Consider the following 15,083-nt stretch of genomic DNA (forward strand, 5'->3'; position numbering starts at 1 on the left):
ACTAAAAACTGTGCTCCAAAGCCGGAAAACGGCGTTCCTTGACCGCCTGGCGGTAGTTGCTTAGCGCCGCGGCGATCGCGACCGGCGGCTGCATGAAATTCATCGAAAAACGCGGCCTCTTGCCGACGCCGATGTCCAGCATGTCGTACAGCACCAGCACCTGGCCGTCGCAGTCGACGCCCGCGCCGATGCCGATCACCGGAATCGCCAAATCTGCGCTGATTTCGGCGGCCAGCTTCGCGGGCACGCATTCGAGCACCAGCAGACAGGCCCCTGCCTCCTGGAGTTTTTGCGCATCCGCGACGATCTTGTCCGCATCGGCCGCCTCGACGCCCTGCACCTTGTAGCCGCCCAGACGGTTGATCGACTGCGGCTGCAAACCCAGATGGCCGCAGACCGGGATGCCCTGGTCGACCAGAAAGCGGACCACCTCGAAGCGTGCGCCTTCCAGCTTGACCATCTGCGCACCGGCCTGCATCAATTTGGCCGCATTGACCGCCGCGCCGAGCGGATCCGGATAGGTCAAAAACGGCATATCCGCGATGACCAACGCGCGCCGGCGCGCGGCCGTCACGCAGCGGGTATGGTAAATCATATCGTCCAGCGTGACCTGAAGCGTCGAAGCCTGGCCCTGGAACACCATGCCCAGGGAGTCGCCGACCAGGATCACCTCGATGCCGGCCGCATCGATCAAGGCGCTGAAACTGGCGTCATAAGCGGTCAAACTGGCGATTTTCTCGCCCTGCCGCTTCATCGCCGCCAAATCATGAATCGATAAGGGTTTCTGCTGCATCTCAAGCCATCCTTTCGAGCCCATCCTGCGGGCATTTTGCGACCAGATCGGCAATCGGCCCGAGCCCCGGCACCATCAATTCCGGCGCGATTTCGTACAGCGGATACAACACGAAGGCCCTCAGGCTCAGTCCCGGGTGCGGAACCGTCAGTTCGGGAGTCTCGATCCGTTGTTCGCCGTAGATCAACACATCCAGATCGAGCGTGCGCGCGGTCCAGCGCTGAGAAGTTCTGACCCGTCCATGCTCGTGCTCGATGCGCTGCAATTGATGCAGCAGATCCAGAGCCGCAAGTTCGGTCGTAACCGCCATCACCGCATTGATATAATCGGGCTGATCCTGGGGGCCCATCGGCGAACTGCGGTACAGGCTCGAAAAAGCCAGTTCGCACACGCCCGGAATCGCCGCGCAATCGGCGCGCGCCGAGCGGACTTGATCGACGGGATCGGCCAAATTGCTGCCCAGCCCTATGTAGGCGGTGACGGCGCCGATGAATGCTTTGCTCATCTCGAAAATGCTAACTTGCCTGGGGTTAATGTCCGAAAAGTCGACCCTCATCCCTCCGCCGAGCGCGCGAAAAGGGGCGACGATTTCGCACTAAGGGGACGGATTTTCGTTCGATCCGGTATTTTTCTTTTTGCTGCTGCGCCTGCGGCGGGTGCGACTGTTTTTCAGATTCCGGGATGGCTGCGTCATCTTTTTTTGCATCGCTTCATCGGCCAGCTGAAATTGTCCCCACCACTCGGCCAGCTCGGGTTCGGCATCGCCGGTTTGCGCGCGGATCACCAGAAAATCGTAAGCGGCGCGAAAACGCGGATGCGTCAGCAGGCGCGCAGGCTTCGGCCCGAGCCGCTGTTCGAACTTCGGCTGCAAGCTCCACACTTCCCGCATCGCGATGCTGATGTGCCGCGGGAAGGCCGTGCTCTTGACCTGGCGGGCCAGCACTTCGCCGACCGCGCTCTGGAAGGCATTGTAATCGTCCATGCCGCGCTCGCGGTTGAGCCGGGTCCGCATCTTGACCGGTTCCCATAAAAACGCGGCCAACATAAAATACGGCGTCACCGTCTTGCCATCGGCGATCCGGTTATCCGAATTCTGTAGCGCCTTGATCAGCAACAGTTTGGGAAAGCCGTTTTCCTCGACCGCGAGGCTTTTCTCGGTCTCCGGGAACAATACCTGAAAAAGCCCGTAATGCCGCAGCATTTCGAACGTTTGCAGGGCGTAACCGGACAAAAACAGCTTCAGCACCTCGTCATAAAGCCGTGCGGAAGGAATGCTGTTGAGCAATTCGGCGACCTCGTGCATCGCATGCTGGCAATCGGGAGGCAGGTTGAAACCCAGCTTGACCGCGAAACGCACCGCACGCAGCATCCTGACCGGATCTTCGCGGAAACGGGTCTCGGGGTCACCGATCAGTCTGAGCGTAGCCGACTTGAGATCGTCCATGCCGCCGGCATAATCGACGACCGAAAAATCCTTGATATTGTAGTACAGCGCGTTGACGGTAAAATCGCGCCGCCAGACATCTTGCTCGATCGTGCCGTACACGTTGTCGCGCAAAAGACGGCCCTCGTCATTGGTGACCTGGTTGTCGTTCTGCTGATCGCCGGTGCCGCGAAAGGTCGCCACCTCGATCACCTCATTGCCGAAATGGACATGCGCGAGACGAAAGCGCCGGCCGATCAGGCGGCAATTGCGGAACACGCCCTTGATCTCTTCGGGGTGCGCATTGGTCACCACATCGAAATCTTTCGGTTCGCGTCCGAGCAATAAATCGCGCACGCAACCGCCGACCAGATACGCATCGAACCCCGATTTTTGCAGGCGATAGAGTACCTTCAGCGCATGATCGCTGATCTGGGACCGTGAAATCGAATGTTCGGAACGCGAGTAAATTCGAACTTGCGGCGCTTCGCTTACGGGTTTGCTGCCGGCCGATTTAACTATTTTTTTGAAGAAGTTTAAAATAATCGACATTCCCTGGTTATTGTTATCAGTCTAAATCATATCATTTCGCGCCTGATAGCCCAACAGGCACTATTCTTTGATAATCGATTCGGATATAGTAAAATGATTTGCAGAAGCTAGCAAACCCATCCTCATGGGTACGGCATTGAGTCTGCATCAAAGGTCAGGATATTATATTTTTTTAATCACCGGCACGCATTCACCGCCGTGCCCGACGAGATGGCTATGTACAGAAAATTAATTAACGGTTTTATCGACAACCCGCTTGCAAGCAGCATATTGGCAGTGCTCTTTCTGTTGCTGCTCTTCATTCGCCCGCCGTTCTTTTTCTCACTGATCTTGCTGGGTACGCTGGTCGGTTGCAGCATGTATATCGGTCAAAAAGCCTCTCTGTTCAAATAATTGCAGTTGCCGGATCGAAGCGTTGCATCGCCGGGCGCCGATGCCGCGCCCGGCCTCTTCCGCCGTCTGGCGGCCATCGTTTATGACGCGTTTTTACTGGCCGCGGTGTTGTTTGTCGCGACCGCCGCGATACTGCCGTTCAATGCGGGCGCTGCCTTTACGTCCGAGCAGTTTTTCTACCCTGCCTATCTGATCGGCGTCAGCTTCCTGTTTTTTGCCTGGTTCTGGACGCACGGCGGCCAGACCCTGGGGATGCGCGCCTGGAAAATCAAAATCCTGACCTTTGAACGTGACCCGATCAACTGGCGTCAGGCCGCGTTGCGCTTTGTCTCGGCGATCGTGTCCTGGCTGTTTTTCGGGTTCGGCTTCTGGTGGATTGTTTTCGACAAACAAAAACGCGGCTGGCATGATCATGTGTCCAAAACCGCGGTTTATTTCGAATCCCATTCCTCCACCCGCTAAATCCGCATGCCGGGTGAGCCTGTCCGGGGCGCGCCGTACCCTTGGTTGGTAGCGGCCATACTGATTCTCCCAGTATAACTTATCCTCCGGCTTCATGCGATCCCAGGAAGCCGGCCAATCGCCGTATTGCGCCCCAGCAGCCCCTCTCGTTATACTCATGCCAATGTGGACACGCGATCAATAAAGGGACACACCGATGACCGAAGAAAGCCCCCTCACCCCGCTGGACAGCGGCATTGCCGTGATCCACTCGAATCAACTCGAAGAACTTCGCGATGTCGTCGAATACTGGCTGCGCCAGCATCCTTTGAATCCGTTGGAGCACGAAGTCTTCCTGGTACAAAGCAACGGCATGGGGCAGTGGCTGAAACAAAATCTGGCGAAAAATGCGTCCTTGGGTATCGCGGCGGCGATGCAAATGCAATTGCCTTCGTTGTTTATCTGGAGCGTTTATCGCGCGGTCCTGGGCGAACAAATTCCGCAGGAACAGCCGCTGGCGAAGGCCCCGTTGACCTGGCGCCTGTATCGCTTGCTGCCGAGCCTGATCGGTCAAGACGGCTTTGAGACACTGGCCCGGTTTTTGGCCGAAGACCGCGACAGCCGAAAACGCCATCAGCTCGCCGAACAGCTCGCCGACCTTTTCGACCAGTACCAGGTGTACCGTTCGGACTGGCTGGCCGATTGGGCCGCAGGCGATGATCTGCTGCGTAACGCGCACGGCGATTTGAAGCCCCTGCCGGAAGCGCAGCACTGGCAGTCCGCATTATGGCGCGCCGTGCTGGACGATTTGGGCGGCGAGGAAGCGATGCCGTTCGCCAGCCGGGCTTCCGTGCACACGGAGTTCATGAGCCGAATCGACACGCTGGAGAAACGTCCCGCCAGCATTCCGCGCCGGATCATTTTGTTCGGTCTGTCGTCCCTGCCCCAGCAAGCACTCGAAGTCCTGGCCAAGCTCGGCAAGTTCTGCCAGATCGTGCTGTTTGTGCACAATCCCTGCCAGCATTACTGGGCCGACATCATCGAGGACAAGGAGCTGCTGAAAGCCGAGCGCCGCCGCCAGACCTATAAATCCGAAAAGATAGCCGCATTGACCGCCGACGAACTGCATCTTCATGCGCCGCCCTTGCTGGCCGCCTGGGGCAAACAGGGCCGCGATTACATCCGTCTCCTGGATCTGTTCGACGAAAAAGCCAGCTACCAAGACTGGCATTGGCCGAACAACAAGATCGATCTGTTCAAGGATTACGGCGATGACGGCCGGCGCAGTTTACTGCAGCATCTCCAGCAATCGATACTGGATATGGCCCCCCTGCCGGCCGAGCCGGCGTTACTGGACAGCGCCGATCAATCGCTGAGCTTTCATGTCGCGCACAGCCCGCAGCGCGAGGTCGAGATTCTGCACGATCAGTTATTGGCGCTTTTTGAAGCGGCAGAGCGGCAAGGCGATCCGCTCTATCCGCGCGACGTGATCGTGATGGTGCCGGACATCAATGCCTATGCGCCGCATATCCGCGCCGTTTTCGGCCTGCATCAACCCGATGATCCGCGCTATATCCCCTACAGCCTGGCCGATCAACAGCAGCGCGGCCAAAATCCCTTATTGGTCGCGCTCGAAGCGCTGCTGAACCTGCCCGAATCGCGTTTTACCGTCAGCGAGTTTCTCGGCCTGCTGGAGGCCGGCGCCTTGAGGGCGCGTTTCAGGATCGACGAAAGCGCGCTAGCCAAACTGCACCAATGGATCGAGGAGGCGGGCATCCGCTGGGGCCTGAACGCCGGGCAGCGCGCCGAAAGGGTCGCGATGCCAATGCAATTGGAGGCCAATACCTGGCAGTTCGGCCTGCGCCGGATGCTGCTGGGATATGCGGTCGGCGCCGGCAAAGCGTTCAACGGCATCGAGCCTTACGAGGAAATCGGCGGACTCGACGCCGAGTGGATCGGCGGCCTGGCGTACCTGCTCGAAACGCTGGAGAAATACGCCGATTTACTGAAACGGCAGCAAAATTTTGTGGATTGGCGACAGACCCTGCTGAACCTGCTCGATGACTTTTTCATCGCCGGCGGCGAAGCCGAACGCAAAACCCTCGACACCTTGACCGCCGCCCTGGAAAAGTGGAGCCAGTGCTGCGAACAGGCCGACCTGACGTCCAGGGACTTGCTGCCGATCAATGTCGTGCGCGAAGCCTGGCTCGCCGGGGTGGATGAGCCGTCTCTGCACCAGCGCTTCCTCAGCGGCCGGGTCAATTTCTGCACCCTGATGCCGATGCGGGCGATTCCTTTTCGGATGATTTGCCTGCTCGGGATGAATGACGGCGACTATCCGCGCAATCAACAGGCGCACAGTTTCGACCTGATGAGCCAGCGCGGCCATTATCGCCCCGGCGACCGCTCGCGCCGGCAGGACGATCAATACCTGTTTCTGGAGGCCCTGCTGTCCGCGCGGCAGCAGCTTTACATCAGCTGGGTGGGCCGCAGCATTCGCGACAACAGCGTGCTGCCGCCGTCGGTGCTGGTCAGCCAGCTGCGCGATGCCGTGGCTCAGGGCTGGGCGCTTGCAGGCGGCAAGGACTTACTGGATGCCATCACCGTCGTGCATCACCTGCAACCGTTTAGTCTGGCCTATGTCACGAAAAAACCTGATCGGCGCCTCTTTACCTATGCGCGCGAATGGTTTGAGAAATTACCCGATACCGGCTCCAGTACTCAAGCCACAATGGTCGCGGAAGAAAAGACCGTAACCCTGACGCTCGATTCCCTGGCGCGCTTTTTGAGAGCGCCGGTCAAGACTTTCTGCAATCAGACGCTGAAGTTCGGTTTCGAGGAAGACAGCGTCACCAGCGAAGACAGCGAACCCTTCCATTTCGACAGCCTGCAAACCTATGTCCTCGGCCATCAGCTGCTGGACGCCCTGCAAAGCGCCGGTCCCGTCGATGTCGATGCGTTCCTGGAACAACAGCAAACAGCGATGGCGCGGCAGGGCCGACTCCCGCTCTGCGGTTTTGCCCGCGCCGCCTATGCGGAACTGAGCGATCCGGTCAAAAAGACCTGGGATACTTATCAAATCCATCTGGCTTCCTGGCCCATAGCACTCGAAGCGCATGCGCTGGCCCTGCCGCCATTCGTCCTGGACGGCGGCTTCAGCGTGCAATTGACCGGCGAATTGAGCCGGTTGCGCAGTGATGGCGATGGCCGGCGCAAGGGCCTGCTGCATTTGACCGCCCAGGCACTGATGCCGAAAAACGCGATCAAGTACCACAACCTGTTCGGCTATTGGCTGCAACATCTGGCCGGCTGCGCGGAGGGCATCCGGCTTCATACCCTGGTGATTGCGGCCGACGGCGTGCTCGAAATTCCGCCGATCGAGCCGGCGGAGGCTTATGCACACCTCCAAACGATACTCGAAGCCTATCATCAAGGCATGCGCGCACCGCTGCCGGTCGCCTGCAAGACCGCCTTCGCCTGGCTGGCCGCGCCGCCCGAGCAAGCGCGCGAAAAAGCCCGAGCCAAATACGAAGGCGACGACTGGAACCCGGGCGAGGCCGCTTACGATGCTTATCTGGCGCGCTTCTTCCCAACCTTTGCCGGTTTAACTGATGCAGGAAACCCGGGCTTCGAATTTTGGACCGAGGCCTTGTACCGCCCCGTATTCGAGCAGATCAAACCCTATCCAATTGCACCGGAAGCGCAATCATGACCGCCGCCATCGCCTTGAATGCCGTCGACTTCCCCTTGGCCGGCACGCGCTTGATCGAGGCCAGCGCGGGCACCGGCAAGACCTATACGATCGCGGCGCTCTATGTCCGGCTGGTCCTCGGGCATCATTTAGCGCTGGAGCGCGATCTGTTCCCGCCGGATATTCTGGTGGTCACCTTTACCGAGGCGGCGACCAAGGAACTTCGGGACCGCATTCGCGGCCGCCTGAGCCAGGCGGCCCGCTATTTTCGCGAGCAAACGGACGACAGCGACCCTTTCCTGCAGGCCGTGCGCACGCATTATGACAGGGCGGCCTGGCCCGCCTGCGCCCGGCGCCTGGAACTGGCCGCCAACTGGATGGACGAGGCCGCGGTGTATACGATCCACGGCTGGTGCAACCGGATGCTGCAACAGCATGCGTTCGACAGCGGCAGCCTGTTTCGGCAGGAGGTCAATACCGCCGACCTGGAGCTTCTGCATGAGGTGGTTCGGGATTATTGGCGCAGCTTTTTCTACCCGCTGACGGAAACCGCCTGCCGTGTCGTCGCCAAACTCGCCCGCTCGCCCGAGGACCTGATCAAACTGCTGTCCCCTTTATTGTCCGAAACCGAAGCCTTCGGGCTTGAATTCGAGGGCGACATCAAGGCTGTTTTTCAGGCCTGGGAGGACTGGGAAAATGAACGCCAGGACCTGGAAGCCAAAGCCCGCGACCAATGGTCCCTTCAACGCACCGAGATCGGAAGGCTGCTGAACGAGGCATCGAACAACGGCTGGCTGAACGGGACCAAATACCGCAAGGCGAGTTTCGCCGAAAAACTGAACGAGATGGCCGATTGGGCGAGCCGCCGCAATCCCAAGACCATCGATGTGCTGGAAAAATTCGGCCAGGAAAGCCTGGAGTCGGCTCTGGTCAAAGCCCACCAGGACAAGGCGGCGCATCTGCAACATCCGGCCTTTGCCGCCATCGATGCCTTGGCCCGGCACACCCGGGAAGAAATCGACACCAACGGCAAAATCACCCTGCATGCCCTGCACTGGATCCGAAATCGCTACGACGGCGAAAAGCAGCGCATCGCCCGGATGACCTTCGACGACATGCTGACCCGCCTCGACCAGGCCTTGCAGGGCGGCAACGGCCCGAGGCTCGCAAGCGCGATTCGCCAGCAATATCCGATCGCGCTGATCGACGAGTTTCAGGACACCGACCCCGTACAATACCGCATTTTTTCGGCACTGTATCCACAAGACAGCGACAGCGGATCGGGCTGCTTCATGATCGGCGACCCGAAGCAGGCGATTTATTCGTTTCGCGGCGCCGACATTTATACCTATCTGAAGGCGCACCAGCACACGCTTGGACGGCATTACACACTGGGCACCAATTTCCGCTCCACCATGGCTCTTGTCGACGCGATCAACCAAGTCTTCCTGCAAGCTGACCGGCACCCCGAAGGCGCCTTCCGCTTCAAGCGTGAAAAAGACGATCCGCTGCCCTTCTTGCCGGTCGCCGCGAAAGGCCGCGATGAAGAATGGCTGATCCAAGGCCAGACGGCCCCGGCCCTGACCTTCTGGCACTGGGACGCGGACGAGGCAGTCGGCATGCCCGCCTATCGCGAGAACATGGCCGAAGTCGCCGCCAGCGAGATCGTCAGGCTGCTGAATGCGGCCAAGTCCGGGCAGACCGGCTTCAAATCGGCAAAGGGACTGGAGCCCCTGCAACCTTCGGACATCGCGATCCTGGTCCGCAGCGGCACCGAGGCCAGGGCGATGCGCAATGCCCTGGCCAAGCGGCAGTTGCGCAGCGTCTACCTGTCCGAGCGCGATTCGATCTTCACCACCCGCGAAGCCGCGGATCTTTTGATCTGGCTGAGGGCGCTGGCCGAACCGCGCAACGAGCGCAGGGTGCGCGCCGCGCTCAGCTCCGCGACTTTCGGCTGGACCTATCAGGCCTTGCAGCAACTGGCCCTGGATGAGCCGCTCTGGGAACAGCAACTGGAACGCTTTGCCGCCTATCAGCAGCGCTGGCAGCAGGACGGCATCCTGCCCGCCTTGCGCCAACTGATCAATGACTATGACCTGTACCACCGCTCGACACAGGACAGCGAAGGCGAACGCCGCATCACCAACCTGCTGCACCTGGCCGAACTCCTGCAACACGCCGGCCACCAGCTCGAAGGCGAGCAGGCGTTGATCCGGCATCTTGCCGAATTGATCAAAGCCGGAGGCAGCCATGCCGGCGACGAAGGCATCATCCGGCTCGAAAGCGACGCGAACCTGATCAAAATCATCACGATCCATAAATCCAAGGGCCTGGAGTACCCGCTGGTTTTTCTGCCTTTCATCTGCAGCTTCAGGGAGGTGAACGGCCGTTTCAGTACCTTCTATCGCTATCATGACGACCAGCAAAACCTGCATATCGATCTGAACAAGAGCGACACGATTAAAGCCCTAAGCGATGCCGAACGCCTGCAGGAAGATTTGCGCCTGCTTTATGTCGCGATCACGCGGGCGCGTCATGCCTGCTGGTTGGGCATTGCGCCGATCAAGTCCGGCAACGGCAAGGAATGCCAGCTCGAAAAGTCCGCGGTGGGTTCGATACTGGGCTGGGAAGCAAAAATGCCGGCTAAGGACCTGAAACAACAACTGACCGAACTCAAGGGCGATTGCGCTTCGATCGCGATCAGCGCCTTGCCCGATGCCCGCTCAGACCTCTACTTTCCGCCGCCGCAGAGCGACAGCCCCGGTTCGGCACGCACGGCCAGCGCCAAAATCCCGAATGACTGGTGGATAGCCAGCTACAGCGCGCTGCCCACCGAAGACAAGCTTCAGGCGGGAGAAGACCAGCCCAATCTGCCGCAGGAGCAGGAGCCGGAAACGGCCCGGGACGACAAGCAGAGCGACGAGGCGGAAATCAGTCTGGCGCAATCCGCCACGTCTCCGACCGGCATCCATGCCCTGCCCCGTGGCGCAGGCCCCGGCGTGCTGATTCATGACCTGCTCGAACACTGTGCGCATCTGGGTTTTTCGGCCGTACGGGCGGATCCGGCGCTCAGAAAGGAGCTGATCCAAAAGCGTTTCGGCGCCAGCGACTGGATCAACCATCAGGACAGCATCGACTCGGCCCTGTCGCGCTGGCTGTCTCTGCCTCTGCTTGAAACTACGGACATCTGCCTGGGCAATCTGAGCCCTGGGGCTTACCGGCCCGAGCTGGAATTCCTGATCGGCGCGGACGCGGTCAAGACTCAGGAACTGGACCGCCTCGTGACCCAACATATTTTTCCCGGCCAGCCCCGCCCGGCCTTGCTGCCCAAGCAGGTCAACGGCCTCTTGAAAGGCTTCATCGATCTGGTCTTCGAGCATGACCAGCGCTATTACGTCGTCGATTACAAGTTCAACAGCCTCGGCGGCAACGACGCCGCCTACACCCAAGAAGCGCTGACCGCGGCGATGCTCGCGAAACGTTACGACCTGCAATATGCGCTGTATTTGCTGGCCCTGCACCGGCTGCTGAAGGCCCGGCTCGGTGAGAATTACGCTTACGACACCCACATCGGCGGCAGCCTGTATTTGTTCCTGCGCGGCTCGCAAAGCCCGACCGGCGGCAGGCTTTTCGACAAGCCGCCGAGGGCGTTGATCGAAGGCATGGACAAGCTCTTTTACGGCGGAGATACACGATGAAACAGGGACTCTCGGTGCTGGCAACAATCGACCACTGGATCGCGCGCGGCTGGCTGAGCCATTTGAACCGGGCTTTCGTGCGTTTTCTGCTCGATCAGGATCAACAGGCAAAGGATGCGGAGCTATGGGCGGGCGCGCTGGTCAGCCACCAACTGGACCGGGGCGAGGTGTATCTGGACCTCGAACAACTCAGCCAACAGCCCGGTTTGACGCTGGCGATACCGAGCGACGATGCCTGGGCATCCGAGTCCGAAGCCGCGCATGCCGAGCTGTCGGCGCTGAAGGCTTACAGCCTCGGCCAATGGAAGACCGCGCTGCAAGAGTCCCCCTTGGTCGCGGAAGGCCAAGGCAACACGCCACTGGTGCTGGACGGCAAGCGCCTCTATTTGCGGCGTTATTGGCAGTATCAACAAATCCTGGACCGGTGCATCGAACAACGCCTGCCGCCGGCTCGCGACACTTTGCCAGAGTCCTTGCAGGCCCAATTGAACACCTTGTTTCCGGGGAGCCCCGAAAAACCGGACTGGCAAAAAATCGCCTGCGTCCTGGCGCTGCGCTCCCGTTTCACGATCATCACCGGCGGCCCCGGCACCGGCAAGACCACGACCCTGACCAAGCTCTTGGCGTTGCTGATCCAGCTTTCCGAGGACGAACCCGGCGGCGCGCACAAACCGAACATCCTGCTGGCCGCGCCGACCGGCAAGGCGTCCGCCCGGGTCAGCGAGTCGATCGGCAAGGCGCTCGAAAATCTCGCCGTCCCCGACCGCATCAAGGAGGTGATCCCGAAGCAAGCGAGCACGCTGCACCGCTTGCTGGGCAGCCGCCCGGGCTCCCGCCGCTTTGTCCATGACCGGCACAATCCGCTCGTCGCCGACATCGTGATCGTCGATGAGGCGTCGATGATCGATCTCGAAATGATGGCATCCTTGCTCGATGCGCTGCCGGACGGCGCGCAATTGATCCTGCTCGGCGACAAGGATCAACTGGCTTCGGTCGAAGCCGGTTCGGTGATGGGCGACTTGTGCCAGGGCGCCGACAACGCGGCTTACGATGAAGCCGCACGGTCATGGATCGTTCGCCATGCCGGCGAAGAGATCGAAACTTTTGGCGCAGAAGGCACCGCGATCAATCAGCAGACCGTGATGCTGCGCCATAGCCACCGCTTCGGCGAGCACAGCGGCATCGGCCGATTGGCGCGGGCGGTGAATGCCGGCAATGGCGCATTGGCGCAGTCCGTCCTGAATGACACAGCCCGCTACCCCGACCTCCTGCCCGAAGCGCACGACGACTATTTGCGGCTCAGGGCCAATCCGCAGCCGGATGCGGCCGACCGCCTGTTGAAAAAGCTGGTCGCGGTGAATGCCGGCATCAACGCGGAAGGCAAACCTAAGCCGCGGCAAGGCTATGGTTATTACTTGAACATCATCCGGCTGCATCGCCCCACGGACCCCATGCAGTACGACCCATGGGCGGAACAGGTACTGCATGCCTTCGACGCCTTCCAGGTGCTCTCCGCCCTGCGCCGGGGGCGCTGGGGCGTCGAAGAGCTGAATCAGCGCATCGCCGCCTGGCTGTTTCCGAAAGAGTCGCTGAGTCACTGGTACGAAGGCCGGCCGGTCATGGTCACGCGCAACGATTACAATCTGGGCTTGATGAACGGCGACATCGGCATCGCGCTTAAGGACCACGGCGGCAAATTACGGGTCGCCTTTCCCGCCATCGACCCGCTGGCCGAAATCAGGATTCGCTGGCTATCGCCGATGCGCCTGCCGAATGTCGAAACCGCGTTTGCGATCACGGTGCATAAATCGCAGGGCTCGGAGTTCAATCATGTCGCCCTGGTGCTGCCCGAAAGCAAAAGCCCGGTATTGACCCGGGAACTGATCTATACCGGCATCACCCGGGCAAAAGAAAACTTTACCCTGCTGGAAAGCCAAGGGGATGTTTTTGACCAGGCCGTCAAGACCCGGGTGAAAAACCCTGGAAACGCCAACAATTAGGATGGTCATATGTAGGGCTGTCGACAAGCACCGCGTGTATTTTCAGTTTTGATTCAGCAAACTGATGTAGCGTTAACCACTTTTTCAATTTTATCTCAGTGTTATGGAAAACCTTAAACGCCTGACCGTTCCTTGTCCAGCCCTGACGAATTCGCTATTTTTAATCCTGTTTTGCAATACCGCGCTGTGGCACGAACTCTTTAAGATCAAAGGCGGCCTATCCCTCGACACGCTCTTGTTCTATGCGCCATTTTTTCTGGTGTTAACGCTGCTGTTGAAATTGTTTTTCACGCTCTTCCGGCTGAAATACCTGTTTAAGGGCGTTCTGGTTGTATTTTTATTCGCCTCGGCGGCGATCGATTACTTCATGGTCAATTACGGAGTCGTGATTGACAAAAGCATGCTGCAAAACGCGCTGGAAACCAATTCCGGTGAAGCCTTCGAACTGCTGAATTGGCAAATGCTGGGGTATTTGATTGTGCTGGGCGGCATACCCGCTGCCTTGATCGTGCGGACGAAAATCACCTATCAACCGTTGCCGCGACAATTATTAAAAAACCTCGGCGCGTTAGTCGTTTGCGCGGCTTTGATCGGAGGGCTGAGCTATGTCTTTTACGGCGATTACACGTCGATTTATCGAAACCACCGTGAACTGCGCTACTTGATTAATCCGGTCAATTTGGTGGATTCTTCGGTTTCGAATCTGAAACGCAAACTGAAAGGCCAGCATGCGCTGATTCCGCTGGGCGCCGATGCAAAAATGGCCGCCGCGCCGAATCCATCCGGCAAAAAAAATCTAACCGTACTGGTCCTCGGCGAAACGGCGAGGGCCGCAAATTTTGCCTTGGACGGCTATCCTCGGCCGACGGACCCTTATTTGAGCCAGCAACAGGTACTGAGTTTTACCAACGTGCATTCTTGCGGCACCGCGACCGCGGCATCCGTTCCCTGCATGTTTTCCAACTTCGGCCAGGACCATTACGATCCGGCAAAAGCCCAATATACCGAAAACGTATTGGATGTCTTGAGCCATGCCGGGGTCAAAGTGTTATGGCGCAATAATAACGATGGCTGCAAAGGCGTGTGCAAGCGGGTCGCGAGCGAGGATATTTCGCATTTAAAACTTGCCAACTTATGCAACGCGGAGGATTGCTACGATGAAGCGCTGCTGTATCAATTGCAGGCCTATGTGGATAAATTAACCAGCCATGGCGTGATCGTGCTGCATCAAAAAGGCAGCCACGGGCCGGGTTATAACCTGCGTCATCCGGCCAAGTTCACCGTTTTTAAACCCGAATGCGAGCAGGACAATTTAAACGATTGCAGCCATCAGGAAGTGGTTAACGCCTACGATAACACCATTGCCTATACCGATTATTTTCTAGCCAAGGTCATCGACTTTTTAAAGAAAAATTCGGCTAAATACGATACCGCGATGCTCTATGTATCCGATCACGGCGAATCGCTCGGTGAAAATAATGTCTATTTGCACGGCCTGCCCTACTTTATCGCGCCGGACGAACAGAAGCATGTGCCATTGATCACCTGGTTTTCGCAGGATTTTATTCACGATCATAAAATCGATTCGGCTTGTTTACGGCAACATAAAGACAACCCATACAGCCACGACAACCTGTTTCATTCCTTATTGGGCTTAATGGACGTGCATACGCAAGTTTATGATGCCAAGCTGGATATTTTCGCCACGTGTCGGGCGTAGACGTCTGCCGCGCCGAGCCAGATAGACTCACCGCTACTATTCGACGGGCGCCTTGACCGTCACGACAGCGCCGATTTCCTTGCCGCTCAGCGCCCTGGCAATCGGCGACCGCTTTATACCCTCTCGATCATCCAATTTCTGGTCTCTTCTGTCTCGAAAGCCGAAAACGGGTTTCCGGCAAGACCACTCCCTGCCCAATATCTTGACAAGATCTCATCAAAACCCCTTCGATAGCGCCGAAACAAAGGCCGGATTGAGCTTGCCCTTTCATCTGGACTGATTCGCTATACCGCCGTTTTTTATCCCGAAAATTGCGCCGCAGTACAGGCAGCATGCGCGATCGTCGAAGCGGCTGCCATCTCAAAGCAAAAT

At 58.7% G+C, this 15,083-nt stretch carries 9 protein-coding genes; 6 read left to right on the forward strand and 3 right to left on the reverse strand.

The genetic code is table 11. From position 1 onward, the window contains the following. Position 1 precedes the first annotated feature (1 nt). From panB to pcnB, 3 genes are all read right to left on the reverse strand, one after another. The gene (gene panB, locus ACEPPP_RS08870; RefSeq protein WP_374090711.1) at positions 2 to 793 is read right to left on the reverse strand and encodes a 3-methyl-2-oxobutanoate hydroxymethyltransferase; all 792 of its coding nucleotides are present in this window, start codon (positions 791 to 793) and stop codon (positions 2 to 4) included. Position 794: 1 nt separating this feature from the next. Beyond that, on the reverse strand, positions 795 to 1,298 hold the full coding sequence (gene folK / locus ACEPPP_RS08875) for a 2-amino-4-hydroxy-6-hydroxymethyldihydropteridine diphosphokinase (RefSeq protein ID WP_374090712.1): 504 nt from the start codon (positions 1,296 to 1,298) through the stop codon (positions 795 to 797). A gap of 90 nt (positions 1,299 to 1,388) precedes the next feature. Next, positions 1,389 to 2,768, reverse strand: a complete 1,380-nt coding sequence (pcnB, locus tag ACEPPP_RS08880; RefSeq protein WP_374090713.1) for a polynucleotide adenylyltransferase PcnB — start codon at positions 2,766 to 2,768, stop codon at positions 1,389 to 1,391. 216 nt (positions 2,769 to 2,984) lie between these two features. Between pcnB and ACEPPP_RS08885 the strand changes: the two genes are divergently transcribed. The 6 genes from ACEPPP_RS08885 (at position 2,985) to ACEPPP_RS08910 (ending at position 14,711) form a co-directional block, all read left to right on the forward strand. Beyond that, positions 2,985 to 3,161: a hypothetical protein gene (locus ACEPPP_RS08885; RefSeq protein ID WP_374090715.1), complete on the forward strand. Its 177-nt coding sequence runs from the start codon at positions 2,985 to 2,987 to the stop codon at positions 3,159 to 3,161. Positions 3,162 to 3,167: 6 nt separating this feature from the next. Next, complete coding sequence (locus ACEPPP_RS08890; protein ID WP_374090716.1) at positions 3,168 to 3,623, forward strand: RDD family protein; 456 nt, start codon at positions 3,168 to 3,170, stop codon at positions 3,621 to 3,623. Between the two features lie 196 nt (positions 3,624 to 3,819). After that, positions 3,820 to 7,314, forward strand: coding sequence for an exodeoxyribonuclease V subunit gamma (gene recC / locus ACEPPP_RS08895; RefSeq protein ID WP_374090718.1), 3,495 nt, complete (start codon positions 3,820 to 3,822; stop codon positions 7,312 to 7,314). Further along, positions 7,311 to 10,991: an exodeoxyribonuclease V subunit beta gene (recB, locus tag ACEPPP_RS08900; protein ID WP_374090719.1), complete on the forward strand. Its 3,681-nt coding sequence runs from the start codon at positions 7,311 to 7,313 to the stop codon at positions 10,989 to 10,991. Before recC ends, recB begins: the two co-directional genes overlap by 4 nt. Continuing rightward, the gene (gene recD / locus ACEPPP_RS08905; RefSeq protein WP_374090720.1) at positions 10,988 to 12,991 is read left to right on the forward strand and encodes an exodeoxyribonuclease V subunit alpha; all 2,004 of its coding nucleotides are present in this window, start codon (positions 10,988 to 10,990) and stop codon (positions 12,989 to 12,991) included. Before recB ends, recD begins: the two co-directional genes overlap by 4 nt. A gap of 103 nt (positions 12,992 to 13,094) precedes the next feature. Then, the gene (locus ACEPPP_RS08910) at positions 13,095 to 14,711 is read left to right on the forward strand and encodes a phosphoethanolamine transferase (RefSeq protein WP_374090721.1); all 1,617 of its coding nucleotides are present in this window, start codon (positions 13,095 to 13,097) and stop codon (positions 14,709 to 14,711) included. The last annotated feature ends 372 nt before the right edge of the window (positions 14,712 to 15,083 follow it).

Origin of the sequence: Methylomicrobium lacus, assembly GCF_041897535.1 — a bacterium.
Lineage (GTDB): Bacteria > Pseudomonadota > Gammaproteobacteria > Methylococcales > Methylomonadaceae > Methylomicrobium > Methylomicrobium lacus_A.

What these genes read in the sequence shown, in the direction of transcription:
- panB (WP_374090711.1), bottom strand. Translation starts at nt 793, where the DNA reads ATGCAGCAGAAACCCTTATCGATTCATGATTTGGCGGCGATGAAGCGG.
- folK (WP_374090712.1), bottom strand. Translation starts at nt 1,298, where the DNA reads ATGAGCAAAGCATTCATCGGCGCCGTCACCGCCTACATAGGGCTGGGC.
- pcnB (WP_374090713.1), bottom strand. Translation starts at nt 2,768, where the DNA reads ATGTCGATTATTTTAAACTTCTTCAAAAAAATAGTTAAATCGGCCGGC.
- ACEPPP_RS08885 (WP_374090715.1), top strand. Translation starts at nt 2,985, where the DNA reads ATGTACAGAAAATTAATTAACGGTTTTATCGACAACCCGCTTGCAAGC.
- recC (WP_374090718.1), top strand. Translation starts at nt 3,820, where the DNA reads ATGACCGAAGAAAGCCCCCTCACCCCGCTGGACAGCGGCATTGCCGTG.
- recB (WP_374090719.1), top strand. Translation starts at nt 7,311, where the DNA reads ATGACCGCCGCCATCGCCTTGAATGCCGTCGACTTCCCCTTGGCCGGC.
- recD (WP_374090720.1), top strand. Translation starts at nt 10,988, where the DNA reads ATGAAACAGGGACTCTCGGTGCTGGCAACAATCGACCACTGGATCGCG.
- ACEPPP_RS08910 (WP_374090721.1), top strand. Translation starts at nt 13,095, where the DNA reads ATGGAAAACCTTAAACGCCTGACCGTTCCTTGTCCAGCCCTGACGAAT.